10 protein-coding genes, 1 tRNA gene and 1 rRNA gene are annotated in these 15,502 nt (G+C 67.8%); 6 read left to right on the forward strand and 6 right to left on the reverse strand.

All coding sequences use genetic code 11. The features are described from left to right. The 5 genes from rrf to FDT80_RS00025 all read left to right on the forward strand — a co-directional run. Positions 1-99, forward strand: a 5S ribosomal RNA gene (gene rrf, locus FDT80_RS00005); the annotation flags it as partial. A gap of 123 nt (positions 100-222) precedes the next feature. Continuing rightward, positions 223-299 (forward strand) — tRNA-Met (locus FDT80_RS00010). Positions 300-569: 270 nt separating this feature from the next. Beyond that, positions 570-1,682 carry a family 8 glycosyl hydrolase gene (locus FDT80_RS00015; protein WP_138660204.1) on the forward strand — a complete coding sequence of 371 codons (1,113 nt, stop codon included), beginning with the start codon at positions 570-572 and terminating at the stop codon, positions 1,680-1,682. Between the two features lie 124 nt (positions 1,683-1,806). Beyond that, a complete protein-coding gene (locus FDT80_RS00020; protein WP_138660205.1) occupies positions 1,807-2,958 on the forward strand; it encodes an HlyD family secretion protein in 1,152 nt (383 codons plus the stop codon). A gap of 4 nt (positions 2,959-2,962) precedes the next feature. Then, the gene (locus FDT80_RS00025) at positions 2,963-4,942 is read left to right on the forward strand and encodes a glycosyltransferase (RefSeq protein ID WP_138660206.1); all 1,980 of its coding nucleotides are present in this window, start codon (positions 2,963-2,965) and stop codon (positions 4,940-4,942) included. A 5-nt stretch (positions 4,943-4,947) separates the two neighbouring features. Here FDT80_RS00025 and FDT80_RS00030 read toward each other — a convergent pair whose 3' ends face one another. The 4 genes from FDT80_RS00030 to FDT80_RS00045 all read right to left on the reverse strand — a co-directional run bounded on the left by FDT80_RS00030 (position 4,948) and on the right by FDT80_RS00045 (position 11,552). Then, on the reverse strand, positions 4,948-6,042 hold the full coding sequence (locus FDT80_RS00030) for a HAMP domain-containing protein (RefSeq protein WP_138660207.1): 1,095 nt from the start codon (positions 6,040-6,042) through the stop codon (positions 4,948-4,950). A 13-nt stretch (positions 6,043-6,055) separates the two neighbouring features. Then, entirely contained in the window at positions 6,056-6,682 is a 627-nt protein-coding gene (locus tag FDT80_RS00035) for a hypothetical protein (RefSeq protein ID WP_138660208.1), read from the reverse strand. Positions 6,683-6,858: 176 nt separating this feature from the next. Continuing rightward, positions 6,859-10,296: a YhaN family protein gene (locus FDT80_RS00040; RefSeq protein ID WP_138660209.1), complete on the reverse strand. Its 3,438-nt coding sequence runs from the start codon at positions 10,294-10,296 to the stop codon at positions 6,859-6,861. Next, positions 10,296-11,552, reverse strand: a complete 1,257-nt coding sequence (locus tag FDT80_RS00045) for a metallophosphoesterase family protein (RefSeq protein ID WP_138660210.1) — start codon at positions 11,550-11,552, stop codon at positions 10,296-10,298. The genes FDT80_RS00040 and FDT80_RS00045 overlap by 1 nt, the downstream gene beginning before the upstream one ends. Positions 11,553-11,739: 187 nt before the next feature. On the opposite strand from FDT80_RS00045, the gene FDT80_RS00050 reads away from it, so the two are divergent. Next, the gene (locus FDT80_RS00050; RefSeq protein WP_246039768.1) at positions 11,740-12,588 is read left to right on the forward strand and encodes a glycosyl hydrolase; all 849 of its coding nucleotides are present in this window, start codon (positions 11,740-11,742) and stop codon (positions 12,586-12,588) included. Between the two features lie 58 nt (positions 12,589-12,646). Here FDT80_RS00050 and FDT80_RS00055 read toward each other — a convergent pair whose 3' ends face one another. Both FDT80_RS00055 and FDT80_RS00060 read right to left on the reverse strand, forming a co-directional pair. Continuing rightward, positions 12,647-14,002, reverse strand: coding sequence for a CoA transferase (locus FDT80_RS00055; protein ID WP_138660212.1), 1,356 nt, complete (start codon positions 14,000-14,002; stop codon positions 12,647-12,649). Between the two features lie 73 nt (positions 14,003-14,075). Beyond that, positions 14,076-15,500, reverse strand: a complete 1,425-nt coding sequence (locus tag FDT80_RS00060) for a hypothetical protein (protein WP_138660213.1) — start codon at positions 15,498-15,500, stop codon at positions 14,076-14,078. Positions 15,501-15,502: the final 2 nt, after the last annotated feature.

Here is a 15,502-nt window from a genome sequence, read left to right on the forward strand (position 1 = left end):
CGAGCAAAACACCCGATCCCATCCCGAACTCGGCAGTTAAGTGCCGCCGCGCCGATGGTACTGCGTCTTAAGGCGTGGGAGAGTAGGTCACCGCCAAACCTAGTAAAACCTCTGCAAAACCGTATCTCTCGATCGATGACACACACAGCGACACAACGCGCGATCCAAACGATCCGCACACAGGGCCAAAACTCGCAAAGCGCGACAACCGGCCATAAGCGTCGCGGGATGGAGCAGCCCGGTAGCTCGTCAGGCTCATAACCTGAAGGTCGTAGGTTCAAATCCTACTCCCGCAACCAGTGTTACAGAACCGCCCGCAGCACCAAAACTGCGGGCGTTCTTGTTTGCGCCAAGTGTCGATGAATTTCATGTCAAACCGCCGCGGTACGGAGCAGCCTTTGGTCGCGCCGTGCACCACAATGACGTAGCTTCGGGCGATCTTATCGATTGGCCGGACGACTGGATTTCGCGATAGTGGTCAACACCGGGGCGCGTTGTTTGTGAATCGGTCGCCGCCGATTTTTGGCAGCAGACTGGCCGCAACTGCCTGACAGAAGACGCGAGAAGAGATGGCACGTTCAATTGACCCACGGTTCCGCCGTTCGAGCGCCGGTGCGAGCGGCAACGTCATGGACCGGCGCACGGCGGCGCTTGGTCTGATGGCGGCCTGCGCTGTGGCAGGCGACGTCGCGGGCGAGACGGCTGGCGCACCGGCGGCCGTGCCGCAAAATGCCGCCTGGTCGAGTTGGGCCGCAAGGTTTCTTGGGGCCGACGGTCGGGTGATCGACGATCAGGCGGGCGGGATCAGCCATTCCGAAGGCCAGGGGTACGGGCTCCTTCTGGCGCAGGCGCATGGCGACAAGACGGCGTTTCGCGGCATCGAGGACTGGACGACCGCCAATCTTCAGGTGCGTCAGGATCACCTGATGGCCTGGCGCTGGCACGTGAATGGTGCGGTGCGGGCGATGGACTGGCACAGCGCCACCGATGGCGATGTGTTCCGCGCCTGGGCGCTGCTGCGCGCCGGGCGGGCAACCGGCTGTTCCGACTGGGTGGCCCGGGCAGTCGCGATCGCCCGCGATATAGACGCCCTGTGCATCGCGCCCGATCCGCGTGCGCAGCAGCTTCCGATCCTGCGCCCGGGCGCCGAAGCGCGCATGACGGCGGACAGGGTGTTGTTCAATCCTTCCTACATCATGCCACGTGCCTTGCGCGCACTCGGCACGGCGGCCGGCACGCCGCGACTGATCGCTGCGGCGGATCATGGCGAACGGCTGATCGCGGACCTGGCGGGGCAGGGGGCGGTGCCAGATTGGATCGACGTGACTGAACAAGGCTTTGACGCACCGCGCGAACACGACCTGCGATCTGGCTATGATGCGCTTCGCCTGCCGCTTTATCTGATCTGGTCCGGACAAGGGCGGCATCCGGGTGTCGCGCGCGGCCTCGAAACCCTGCAGCGGGCCCGCGCCCCCGGTCATCTTGCGGTTGTCACCGATGCGGATGGCGCCGTGACTGCCGAAAGCGATCAGCCGGGTTACCTGTCCATCGCGGCGCTCGCCCGGTGTCGCCCGCGTCCTGTCACGCCAACAGATGCGGCGGGCCAATCCTATTACCCTGCGACCCTGCAGCTTCTGGCGCAGGTGGCGGCGCGTGAACAGGACGCATGCGAAACCTTGTGATCCTGTTGCAAGTCATGGCTGGCGGGTTTCTTCCGACTTGCCTAGGGTGCGATCCAGTTCTATGGCGAGCCTGCCGTGACATGGCTTGTCTTTCCCCTAGTGTCTTGAGTGTTGGAAGAGTTGCATGAAGTATTCCAGGCTGTTGTTTGGTCTGTTGGTTGTCGTGATCGCGCTTTGGGTTCTTGTCGGCGAACAGATGGCCGGCGCAAGCGCCAATGCCTTTGTCAATGCGCGCGTGGTGACCGTGCGCAGCGACGTGGCGGGGCAGGTCGACATGCCCGCACGGTCGCTGGGCGCGCGCGTGGCCCAAGGCGAGGTGCTGGCCTCGGTCACCGACCCGCTGGTCGATACCATCCGCCTGAATGATCTGCTGATGGAACGGTCGTTTCTCGAGGCCGAACAGGCGCGCCTGGCAGAACGGCACGACACCGCCAAGGCCACGGCCGCGCGGTTGGAGGATCGGTCCGCCGCATATGCCGCCGCGCGCATCGCTGACATTTCCGCACGGCTCGACCATGCTCGCATCCGCCTGGCGTTTCTGATGGGGCAGGTCCCGGCCGGAACCGTTGCCGCGTCGGAGGGGGGCGCGGCAGCGATGGCGCGGGCCACGCCCAACCTTGCGGTCGATCAGGCGCGCGAGCTGGTCGAGGTGCTCGAAATTGCCCTGCGCGCGGCCAGGGCGGGCGTGTTTCTGGGCGATGGCTACAATGACGCCCCCCATTCCGAGCAGCGCGCGCTGGACCTGGACGACGACATTGCCACCCTGGAGGCCGCGCGCACCGAGGCGGCCGCCCGGCATGCCGCGCTTGAGACACGCATCGCGCACGAACGGCGCCACGTGAACGGCCTGACGGGCGGAGAGCTTTATGCCAACGCCGACAGCCTGTTCTGGGAGGTTCTGGCCGCCGATGGCATCTTTGTGCAGCGCGGCGACCCGATCCTGCGCCTTGTCGATTGCACTTCGCAAATGGTCAGCGTGTCTGTCAGCGAAACGGTGTATAACGACCTGCGGCCGGGCCAAGAGGCCGAATTCCGCGCGATGGGCGCATCCCGTGTCTTTCCGGCGACCGTGTCGCGGCTGGCGGGAAACGGGGCCGCAACGGTGTATCAAACCCTTGCCGTCGCCCCGAGCCAGGATCACCTGGAGCGCTATGACGTGACGTTGCTGGTGCCCGGGCTGGCCGAGGACCCCGACTTGAACTGCGCGATCGGCCGGACCGGGCGGGCGTTCTTCGATCGCCGCCCGCTGGATTGGGTGCGGGCATGGTGGCCCTGACGCGATGATCTTTCCCCATATCAGCGAAATTGGTTCCGCCTATACATTGGTGATGCTGTTGGCGGGGCTTGGGCTGGTGCTGCCCTTCGTGGTCGACCGGCAGCGCACGCTGCACCGGACGCTGCTGTTTGGCGTCGCTTTCGTGTTCGCCGCTCGCTACGCGATCTGGCGGACGACCGACACGCTGGCCCCCGCCGCGTTGACGCTCGACATGGCGGCAAGCTGGTCGCTCTATGCACTTGAGATGCTGGCATTGGCGGGATCGCTCAGCGCATTCGTCATCATGTCGCGCCTCACCTCGCGCAGCGACGAGGCGACCGCGAACGCCGGCTGGTGGGGGGCCGCGACGCCCAAGGTCTCGATCCTGATCGCCACATACAACGAATCCCTCGAAGTTCTGGAGCGCACGGTGATCGGCGCCAAATCCCTGCGCCATCCCAACAAGGAGGTTTGCGTTCTCGATGACGGGCGCCGCGACTGGCTGCGCGACTACTGCGACGCGCAGGGGGTGCGCTATGTCCGGCGGCCCGACAACAAGGGCTCCAAGGCGGGCAACATCAACCACGCGCTGGCGCTTTTGGCCATGGACCCGGAGCCGCCCGATTTCATCGCCGTGCTGGATGCCGATTTCGTGCCGCACCGGGGCTTTATCTCGCGCAGCCTGGCGCTGTTTCATGACCCGCAGGTGGGGCTGGTCCAGACGCCGCAACACTTTTTCAATGCCGACCCCATTCAGCACAACCTGGGCGTCAGCCGATCCTATCCCGATGAACAGCGGTTCTTTTTCGACCATATGCAGCCATCGCGCGATGCCTGGGGGATCGCGTTTTGCTGCGGCACGTCATCGCTGGCGCGTTGGTCCGCGGTGCAGGACATCGGCGGCTTTCCCACCGATAGCGTGACCGAGGATTTCATGCTGACACTGGCGCTGCAGGACGCGGGCTGGCGCACGGTCTACCTGGCGGAGCCGCTGACCGAAGGCCTCGCGCCCGAAGGCCTGAAGGAATACGTTACCCAACGCGCGCGCTGGTGTCTCGGCCTGATGCAGATCGCCCGGTCGCGGCTGGGTCCGCTGGGGCGCAACGCGCTGCGCCTGCGCGACCGCTGGAGCGTGATCGACAGCGTCTTCTACTGGCTGACGACCTTTCCGTTCCGCATCGCTGCGATCATCTATCCGCTGCTTTACTGGTTTTTCAACATCACCGTGGTGGATGCGCGCCTGGCCGACGTGATCTCGTATTTCGGCGCCTATTACTTGTGGATCCTCATCACCCTCAATCTGCTGAGCCGCGGCATGGTGGTGCCCATCCTCAACGACGTCAGCCAATTGCTCGCGGCGCTGCCGATCACCCGCGCGGCGGTCGTCGGTCTCCTCCGCCCGCACGGACATCCCTTCAGCGTCACGGCCAAGGGCGGCGACCGCGACCGGATCAACGTGCAATGGCGGTTGATGGCGCCCTTTGCGGTGCTGCTGGCGCTGACGCTGGTCGGGCTGGGCATCGGGATCGTCTCGGACCGTTTCGCGTTCAACGATGCGGGCGACGGAAAATGGGTGGTGCTGTTCTGGACAGTCTACAATGTCGTGGTGCTGGCGGTGACCGTGCTGGCCTGTGTCGAGCTGCCGCGCCGCGAACGCCATGTCGCGGACACGCCCGAGCGCGCCTGCTTTGTCACCGGCGACGGCGCGAAGGATCTGTGGATCACGTCGCTGACCGAAGACACCGTGCGCCTGCGCGGCCCGATTTATCCCGAGGGCACGCGCGGCATCCTGGGGATCGACGGGGTCGGCGACGTGGAGGCCACCGTGATCTCGGGTCTCAAGGACGGGGCGCGCCTGCACCTGCGGCCCACGACCGCGCAGCGCGAGGCACTGCTGCTGCGCTTTTACACCGAAGACAACACGCCCGGCATCGCACGGGTCAGGACATCGGCGATGCTGGGCGATATCGTGCGGCGCCTGTCGTTCAGTTCCGGACGGTCCTGAGCCGGCTAGGGCTTGCGCGCCGCCTGTAGCCGCGCCAGGGCCGATGACATCTGCGCCAACTCGCGCGTCCGCTTGTGATCGGGCGGATACACGTCATCGCCATCCGCGATCTGTTCGGCCGAGCGCGCCAGATGTTCAATCGGGCGGATGAAGACCAGCGAAAACACGGCCGTGATACTGGCCAGAAGCGTCAGAAAGCCCGCAACGGCGATCCACCAGACGTCCCCGAGCCAGCTCAGGCTGGGTTGAAACGCCTCCGCATCGAGCCGCCCGACAAGCCGCCAGCCGAAATTCGGCAGATCGCCATAGGTGACGGTCGGCACCAGCGACGCAAACGACACCCGCCCATCGGGCCAGACCTCGCGCCCGCCGCCCGCCGTGCCCGCCGCCGCCGCGCGCAGAATCTGCAATTCTTCGGGCGAGGGAACATCGGGACGTGTTGCCACGATCACGGTGCCGTCGGCGCGGGTCAGGTAAAGGTCGAGCCCGAGAGACGCCGCCGTCTCCGAAAGGATCCGCTGGGCCCAGGAAAAGTTGACGTGAACCCCGACGACGCCCTGAACGCTGCCTTGCGCATCGCGCACCGGATGCGCAAGATCGACAAAACTCAGCACCTCGTTTCTGCCGGGATAGATGAACCGTGAGAGCGCTTCCGATTTGCGCACGTCGCCGCCGTAGCCGGTCTTCAGGCCATTGCGAAACCAAGGCTCCGCGCTGACGTCCTCACCGACCAGCATCTTGTCCGACGCCTGCCGCACCGTGCCGCTCAGATCGCTGTAACCGATCCAGCTTATCCTGCTCTTGTCGGCGCTCAGCCCGTCCAGAAGGGTCGCGATCTCAGCGGGCGCCGCGCCGGGAATGGCCTGCGACACGAATTTCAGGTCGTTCCAATTATAGTGCAGCGTCCGCGCCAGCACGAGGCCCGCCGCCTGGGTGCGTTGCCGGACCGCGGTGTCGAGCGCATCATCGACCAGCCGCGCCGAATGGCTCAGGAAAAACGCGACACATCCAAGCCCGACCGCCACGACACCCACCGCGACAAAGCCGTAGACGGCCCTGACCAGCGTCAATTGAGGGTAGGTTGCACGTTGGTCGGCCATGATCGATCCCTTTTCAGAACGTATTTATCGCGATGCCGGCGAATACTTCACCTGCGTCGAAACGGTATCCCGCACGCAGGCTGACCGGGCCATCGTCGAGCGCGCGCGACATCGCGAGGGTGGTTTCCCGGTAGGTGTCGCTTTCGCCGTGCGATACCTCGATGGTGATGCCCGGGCCCGACAGGCCGAACTGCGCCAGCAGGAACCACGCGTTTTCGATGGAATTGAGGTCTGCCAGCACGAAAAAGCTGCCATATCGCGTGGCATCGTACCGTTCGGCCACCAGCTTGACGCCGGCCCTGGCCCGGCCCGCGCCGGTATCCTTGCGTTCGTACCCCAGCGACGGACCCGCCCGCAGGGTCGCAAGGTCGCCGCCCCAGGGAAGTCGATAGAGCGCGTTCACCCCATAGCTGTCGCCGCCGTCGTAATCCACGGCGATGGCCCCGAAGGACACCGGGCCGCGCGCCATGTTGACCACCGCGCTGGTGGTCGAGGACGATACGTCGAACTGAAAAAACGTGCCGTCGGCCTGTGCGGGGGCGGCCTGCAACGCGGCAAGAAGGGGCAGCGCAAGGGCAGGCCACCACGACCGCCTCCGCATCGGGATACCGCGCGGCGCGCAGGCACTCTTGAACATCATCGGCAACTCGCAAACCTCGTATCGACCAGACGGAACGCCGCCGGCGGTACGGGCCTGCGGGCACAAGTCGTTAATCACACCCGCGCGCCGGGGTTAAGCCGTCGCGTCACGCGGGGCGAAGGATTGCCGACGCGCCGACGCGTTGCGGCAACACCGGTGGAGGGCGGCGCGCCGGGTCAGACGATTTCGTGCACGACCGGCTCTGTGGTGCACACTTCGCGCGCGATATCGACCACGTGGCGGTGATGGGTCAGGTAGATGGCCTGTCCCGATTGCCCGATCCGCTCCATCACCCGGCAGGCCGCCCGCGTGCGGTCCTCGTCGAAGGTCTCGAAGATGTCGTCGCAAAAGAACGGCAGGCGCACCCCCTGTTGCGCAAGTTGGGTATAGGCGGCCGCCCGAAGCGCGAGGTAGAGCTGAAACCGCGTGCCCTTGGACAGGTCCTGCGCCTGCTTGGCCACGCCCGCGGCATCGACGGCCAGCAGCATCTCGGACGTGCCGTCGGGCTGCGTGCGCAATTGCGTGTAGGCGCCGTTGGTCAATTCGGCAAAGGCCTGCTCGGTGGCCTGCATCATGCCGCTGCGATGCGCGTCCCGGTATCGCCGGATCGCCTCTTCGGCCAGCCGCAGGCCAAAGCGCAGTTCGAGATAGCCGAGCGCCGCATCCTCCAACTGCAACTCCAGCGTCGCCCTGCGTTGGGTCAGCCGCGCGACATCCCAGTCGCCGGTCACGCCGTCCATCTCCCGCCGGGCGGTGGTGCGCGCCTCTATGGCCTGGTCCAGCCGGGTCTGAACCGTCTCCAACTCGTCGTCGATCGTCGCCGCTGCGGCCTCCAGGTCGGCCGCCGTCGCGGTGTCGAGCGCCGCGCGCGCGGCTGTCAGCGACCCGACGGACAGGACGTTCAACACCTGCGCGGTCAAGTCAGCAAGCCGGGTCCGGCCGTCGATTGCCTCGCGGGCCGTGGCCACGGCCGTTCGCAGGTCGGCGACCGTAGCCGTCGCGACGGTGTCGGGAAACAGCGCGCCGATGTCACGGACCTGGCGCGCGATGTCCTCCAGCGTCTCGCGGGCCAGCGCCAGCTTGGCGTCACCGTCTTCGATGTCGCGTGTCAGCCGGTCATGCCGGTCCTGCGCTTGCCGCGCCTGCTCGGCGATCCCGCTCAGGGTGGCATGGGTGTCCAGCGGGTGTGCGTCCTGCGGCACCTGATGCGCCGCGGCGAGGGCCGCCATCCTGTCGACAAACGCGGCCTGGTCGGCTTCCATCGTGCTCACCTGCCGTGCAGCGGTGGTGCGGGTGGCGTCCAGTTCGCGCAAAACGCTCAGCGGTTTGAGGGAGGCGTCAAGCGTCGCCGCATCGACGGCACCGGACAAGGCTTCGGCGACCAGCGCCGTCCAGGCCTCCGCCGCCTGCGTCGCGGCCTGCGTCAGCGCGGCAAGGCGCAGCCTGCGGCGCGACAGATCGGCGGCCCGGTCGGCCACGGCCTTGCGCGCATCGCCCAGGCTGGTTTCGTGGTCGCGCTCGGCCAGGGCAAGATCGCGCGCGGTGGCGATCAGGGCGTCGAACGCGGGCGCATCCAAGGCCACCCGCGGGCGCAGCGCATCGGCCAGCCGCTGCACGGTGTCGAGCAGGGGGGCGTGGCGTTGGCGAATACGCGCAAGCCGGGTGTCCGCCGTGGCGGCGGTGGTGTGGCGCGTGACCCAGCCCAGCAGATCGGGGGCCGACAGTGGTGCGGTCAGGCCGCAGTCCCGGCAGGCCGCTGCGATCCGCGCCTCGACCGCCTCGCGCGATGCCAGTTGGCCCCGCAACGTGGCCTCCGCCGCATCGGTGCGCGCGCCTGTCTGCTCCCGGGTGTGCTGGATATGCCGCAACTGGCCCAACTCGCGGGCCTGCGCCAGACGCGCCTTTGCCAAGGCATCCACCCGCGCCATCGCCTCGGCCACAGGCGCCGCGCTGTCGCGCGTCAGCGTCGAAAGATGCGCGGCCCAGGCCCTGTCCCGCTCCGCGGTCAGGGCGTCGGCCTCGGCGTCCCCGATCTGGCCCAGGTCCGAGGCCATCCGGGCGATCCGGGTGTCATCGACCGCCGCGTCCTCGCGGTGTTGCGCCAGGGCGTCGCGGGTTCGGGCGATGCCCTGGGTCAGGGCGGCGTGTTCATCGACAAGGGCCTGCGCCTCTAGCAAGGTGACCGGGCAGGCCGGCAGATCGTCGAACCGCTGCCCCTTGATCGCCAGCGCATCGAGCGCATCGCGACGCTGCGCGGCGGCGTTTTCGATGTCGTTTCGCGCGGCGGCGTGGTCGGGCAGGATCCGATCGGCGGCGAACCGGGTCAGGATCTCGCCGATCCCGGCCTGCGGCCCAGCGGCCTTGCGGATCGTGGCCAACTCCGCCTCGGCCTGCGCGTGCTGCTCTGTCAGCGCGGCGACTTCGTCGTGCTCGGTGGCGCGGTCGCGGGCGGCGGCGCGCATCGCGTCGCGCGCGGCCTCGATCTGTTCGATCTGCGCGGGCGAGAGGACAAGCCGGCGCGGATCGGCTTCCTCGGGCAGGTCCAGGGCGCTGGCCTCGCGACCCATGTCGCGGGTCGCATCCTGCACCGCCTGACGTCGTCGCGCCAGATCAAGATCGGCAGAGATGAAGCGGATGCGCAGGGTGTCGACGGCCTCCAGGTCATTGGCCAGCCGCGCCTGTTCGGGGTGCAGCGCGATCTGCCCCCTTGCGGCGCGCAACTGCTCGATCTCGTCGGCGAGCCGGTCGGCGTTGGCCTGCGCGCGGGTCTGTTCGGTCAGCAGGCGGACAAGGTCTTCGGGGTTGACGTCGAGCCGTGCGGGATAGTGATCCAGCGGCGCGACCTTCTGCTCAAGGGTGGCGATCTGCGACAGCATGGGCAGGGCCGCGCGCTGGGCGCGCGTCCCGGCCTCCCGGCTGCGCAACCGGTCGCGCCCGGCGCGCAGCGCGTCTTCCTCCGCCTGTGTGTCCTGCACGGCTTGCTTGAGCTTGCGGTAAGCGCTTGCGGGCACATCGAGGTCGCGGATCTGGCGGTCGATCTCGGCCAATTCCTTTTTCAACTGCGCCATTTCGGTGGTGCTGGCGCGCTTGCGGTATAGCGCATCCGCCTGTCCCGCGACCTGATCCAGAACCGCGGTCAGGTCGCTGACGCCGGCGGCCGCGGAAAACAGCAGTCGGCCGATGTCGCCCCTGCTGCTGGCGATTTCTTCGCCGCCCTTTTCGATGGTCTCGTCATCGAGGCACAGAAGATTGCGGTAATCGCCAAGCGACAGGCCGCCCAGATGTGCCTGCAAGGCGCTTTCGGGCAGGGGGGTGCCGTGATCGTCCAGCAACGATCCGCTGCGTTGCGGCAATCGCGTGAAATGCCGGTCGGCGCCGTCGATCTGCAACAGGCCCGACACCTGAAGGTTCTTGCGCTGGTGCTGGAAGTCATAGGGCTCGCGGTGGGCAAACCCGTAGAGCAGGCGCAAGAACGCCTCCATCGACGTGGTTTTGCCCGCTTCGTTCGGGCCGTAAATCACATGGAAATCGCACTGTCCCGTGCCATCGCCGAAATCGTAGCTCTTGCCGTTGAAATGGCCGAAACGGTCCAGGGTCAGCCGCCGGAGACGCATCAGCCCGCCGCCGCTTTCATCAGCGCCAGAAGCCGCGCGGCGCCCGACGAGGCCAGTGCCTGACCAAGGGCGGTGGCGGCGGCCTCGTCGGGGATCAGCTTGGCGCGGCGCTGCGGCGGCAGTTCGGCCAGCAAGGTATCAAGCTCGGCCTGAAGCTCGGCGGTGAATGCGGGTTCGCGCCGGATCGCCTGCATCAGATGCGCCAGCTCGTCCGTGGACGCCGCCGCGTTGCCGTCGTCATGCCCGGCCGGGTCGCGCAGATCGAAGTCCAGCTTCTCCACCCAGATCCGTCCGGTGTCCGCGGCCAGTGCGTCGGCGGTTTCGCGCCACATGTCGCGGTCGCGCAGGTACTGCCAGCGGCGCGCGGTCGGTCCCGTCACCGTCAGCCGGACGATGGCCGCCTGCGATGGCAGGTCCCGTGACACGCCGCGCAAATCCTCGCGCAGCCGGGCCCGCAGGGCGGCGTCGTCATCCATGCCGGTCGCATCGACGGCAAGGTCCAGGAATTCGATGGCCGAGGTCGGGATCTCTTCGATGCCGATCGCGGCGCCGTCGATGCGCAGCAGGGTCGCGGATTTCGTGCCCGCCTCGCCGATGTCGCGGCCCTGCGGCATGCCGGGCATGACGATCCAGGGCCGGTGCGCATGCACCTGCCGCTTGTGCACGTGTCCCAGCGCCCAATAATCGAACCCCATGCCCGCCAGTTCCGTGACAGAGCAGGGCGCATAGGGATCGTGCCCCGCGGCCCCCGCCAACGACGTGTGCAGCATGGCGATATTGACCGCCCCGTCGACGGGCGCGCCGAATTTGCCAAGCAGGCTTTCGGGCGCGTGCCGCCCCGAAAAGCTGACGCCGTGGATCCAGATGTCGTGACCGCCAAGCTGCACCTTGCCGCCGCGCCCGTCGAAGACATGGACATTGTCGGGCAGCGAAACCTCGCCAGTGATCGGGTTCTCGGCGTCGTGGTTGCCCTTGATGTAGAAGACGGCGATGCCCGCCGCGTGCAGCCGGTCCAGCTGGGCGGTCAGAAAGGCGGCGGTCCGCGCACTGCGTTCGGCCCCGTCGAAAAGATCCCCCGCGATCAGCAGGGCGGCGACCGCTTCGTCCAGCGCCACGTCGACGATCCGGGTGAACCCCGCGCGCGTGGCCGCCTGAACCCGGTCGCGCAACGCCGCATCGCGCAGCGCCAGCGAAAGCAGCGGCGAATCGAGGTGGCAATCCGCCGTGTGCAGGATCTTGATCGGGGTCTGTGTCATGTCCCGGTCAGGTAGAACTTGGCGCGCGCGGAAATGCAACGGGCGATATGCTCCCGCCCTGCGCCTGCGCCCATCGCGCGGCTCGAAACCGCGGGTGGGGTTTCACCTTTGCCACAGTCTCGTGCCATGACCGCCATATTCTCATCCATGTCGCCGCGTAACCTCGCGCAAACACTGCGAGGGCGCTATGATCCGTCGACTTGTCATCTTTTGTCTGGGGCTCATGCTCGTGACCCAAGCGGCCCATGCGCAGAAAGCCGGCGTCGGCGCCTGGGAAAACTCGCGCAACACCACGCTGGAATGGATCGAAGACACCCCCGCGCTCGGTTGGTATTACAACTGGCGCACGGACCAGATGTGGCATGCCAAACGATCCCGGCGATCGGTGGAATTCGTGCCGATGATCCATGGCGCGGGCGACATCGACAAAAAGATCCAGTCATCCCTGCGCGTCACCCATCTTTTGGGCTTCAACGAACCCGATGGCGGCTCGGGCCGTCATCAGGCCGGGCTGTCGGTGGAAAAGGCCGTGGCGCTCTGGCCCCGGCTCGAGGCGCGGGGCCTGCGGCTTGGCAGTCCCGCCACCACGCAGGGCGGCACGTTGGGCCGCGGGTCGTGGCAGCGGCGCTTCATGGACGAGGTCGAGGCGCGCGGCCTGCGCGTCGATTTCATGGCGGTGCATTACTACTCCACCGATGGCGATGTCGGCGCCTTTCGCAACTGGCTGAGGGCGGTGCACGCCGAATATCGCAGGCCGATCTGGGTGACGGAATTCGCTCTGATCGACTGGAGCAGACCGGCGGCCACGACCCATGCCCGGAACGCCCAATTCGCACAAGCCGCCATCGTGATGATGGAACAGCTGCCCTTTGTCGAACGCCACGCGTGGTTCGCGGCCAATCCCTACAAATGGAAAGGCCGCTATCCGCAGATCAACCTGGTCGATGACCGGCTGAGGCCGACGGCCGTCGGCATCGCCTTTGACAAGGTCCTGAGCGCGGTGGGCGGCAGGACGGTCGCAGGGCTGTCGCAATAATCCGTCCGATGATCGCGGCTGCCGGACCTGACCGCGACTTCAGGGTCCGCTAAGGCCCTTACTCCACGCGCCACTGCGGCGGATCGCGGCGCAAGGGCCCCGCCGCCCGGTCCCAGTGCTGCGACCAGTCGCCGACCTGCACCGGCGGTGCGACACGCCGTGCGGGCCCCCAATGGGTGTTCTCCGGCGCCGGTGCCAGGTCGTCGTCGCGCAGCGTGACGGGATGCGCCGGCGCAAGGCTCCCTGCGCATTGCATCAAGAGGTGTGCGCTGCGGGCCAGCGACAATCGCGCGCTTGCGATCCGGCCCTGTTCGCGCAGCGCCAGTGCCTGCACCGCCGCGGCGGCCATCAGGTATCCGGTGCCGTGGTCCAGGGCCTGCACGGGCAGCGGGCGGGGGGCGCGCGCATCACCGTCGCCCTGCGGCGCGGCGATGCCGGTGCTCATCTGGACAAGGCTGTCGAAGCCGCGCCGCTGCGCCCACGGGCCGGTCCAGCCATAGGCGCACAGCGTCACGTCGATCAGATCGGGGTTCAGCCCCCGCAGCGTTGGGGTGTCGTATCCCAACCCGGCCAGCGCGCCGGGGCGCAGCCCGTGCACCAGGATGTCGGCCTCTCGCAGCAGCCGTTCGAACACCCTGCGATCGGCGGCCGCCCGCAGGTCCAGTTCCGCACAGCGTTTGCCCAGCGTGATCTCTTGCTCGACCGCCGGTTCCGTCCAGCCCGGCGGATCGATCCGCAGCACATCGGCCCCGAACCCCGCCAGAAACCGCGTTGCCACCGGCCCGGCCAGAATGCGCGTCAGGTCCAGCACGCGGCACCGGCCAAGCGGGCGGCCGGGCGTGCCGACCGCGCCATGCCGCGCCTGCGCGGCGCGCTGATCCCAGTGTATCAGCGGTTCGGCCCGAACCGCGCGGCCCTGCGGGTGCCTGGCCCAGTCCTGCGGCGCGCGTAACTGCGCCGCGCATCCGCCCGCGCGGACAATGGCATCCTCCAGATCGGCCGCCGACCACGCGGCGATGGCCTCGGCAAAGGCGTCCTTGCCGGGCTGCGCCGCCACGACGCGCAGTGCCGCCGCGCGGTGATGCGGCGCGTTCGTGTGCAACCTGATCCACCCATCCCGCGCGCGGTAGTTCGCGCTGAGCGCATCCCAGGCGTCGGGACTGTCCCAGCCATCGGGTCGCAGGGTCATGTCGAACCACAGCGACGCGCGCCGCCTGTCCACCCGAACCGCGCCCGGGGCCACGCCGCCCAGCCGCCCCAACGCCACACCCGCCGCCCCGATCGTCGCCGCCGCGAAATCGCTGACCGCATAGGCCGAGGGCAATGCGCACCCCGCGTCGCGGTCGGTGTCTATTTCGGGCAGGGGGGCCCCGAAGAGAGCGGTGGTGATGTCGGTCCAGTAGGCAAGCGTCATGTTCGGCGTCTCCTCGGGCGATGACGGCGCTAGGCATATCCGTGCCATCCATAGCCTTTGACCGGTGAAATCTCTAGCGGGAAGGGACCGTGGAGGGCAACCAGATCAGGCTGCCGCCGTCGTGCTGCGCGATCAGCGCCTCGCCCGCCTGCACCGGCCGCGCCGAGGCGGGCGGCGTCGCCGGATGCCCGGTGCAGAGCTGGGGTGTCTCGGCACACAGCACGACCTCGCGGCCCGTCAGGTACACCAGCCGCAGGCGCAGCCCGCGCGCGTTCTGGATACCCGCGCGGGTCGCGCCCGCCAGCGTCCGGTAGTCGCCGCGCAGGATGATCGCGCCGCCCGAGGGCCCGGCGGCCTGCGCCAGCGCGCGGGTCTGCGCCTGCCAGTCCCATCCGTCGGTATATTGCCTGGCGGTTTGCAGCAGGTAGCTTGCGACGATGAAGATCACCATATTACGCGCCAGCCGCGCGGCCAGGCCGCCGCGTCGCGACAGCAGCAGCGCCGCGCGCATCATGACCACGACATGGATCATCCAGACAAAGCCGAAGGCGCGCACCGGCACGGTCACGCCGGTGCTCAGGATCTGCAGGCACAGCAGCCCGGTGCCCGCGATCAGGACCGTCAATGCGGCCACGGCGGCCCAACGCTCCGCCCGCCACAGCACGATCAGGCCGCCCGCCGCCAACAGCCCATGTGCCACCGACAGCGGCGTGAACCCCCATGCAAAGGCCAGCGCGGTCTTCCGCGCGACCACGCCGATGCGGTCAAGATTGGCCATCAGCGACGCCAGGTCCCGCGTCGGCTGCGGCGTGCGCCAGTCGGCCATGGGAATGCCGAAAATTCCGTGCTCAAGATAGTTCAGCCCGTAGATCGCGAGTATCCCGAGCGCGAAGCTGGCGATGAAAATCGCCAACGGCCCGGCGACGTCGCGCCACGATGTCTGCGCGCCGTGTGTCGTCAGGCAAACCGCCAGCAGCAGCAGTGGATAGGTCGTGTAGGCCATCAGCGTGAGCGGCACGAAAAGCACCAGCAGCCAGCGCATCGCGCGCGGCGGCAGCCGGTTGGCCAGCACCGCGAACAGCGCCACCAGCGCCAGACCGGGGATCAGCGTATTGAACCACAGCGAAATCAGCAGCGCGGGCGGCGCGACGGCGATCAGCAGCGCAAGCCCAAGCACCGGCCAGACCGCGGCATCGCGGCCCAGGGCCGCGCGCGCGGCGGCGGCGCAAAACACCGCCCAGCACAGTTGATAGGCGGCGAAATTGGCCCAGGCAGGCGTCATCACCCCCCGCAGGTGCCACCAGTAATTCAGCCAGCGCCCTTCGTGCAGGGTCTTGGCATAGAACCCCGAAGGATCGACCAGAAGCGCCGGGAAATCGTCGTGCCGCACCAGCGGATCGATCAACTGCGGCAGCGACACCGCCATGAGCACCGCATAGACGACCGCCACCAGCCGCAGGAGCGACGGTGGCGCGCCGCTGTCCCACAGACGCGCCATGC

Origin of the sequence: Sulfitobacter sabulilitoris, assembly GCF_005887615.1 — a bacterium.
GTDB classification, from domain to species: Bacteria; Pseudomonadota; Alphaproteobacteria; order Rhodobacterales; family Rhodobacteraceae; genus Sulfitobacter_E; species Sulfitobacter_E sabulilitoris.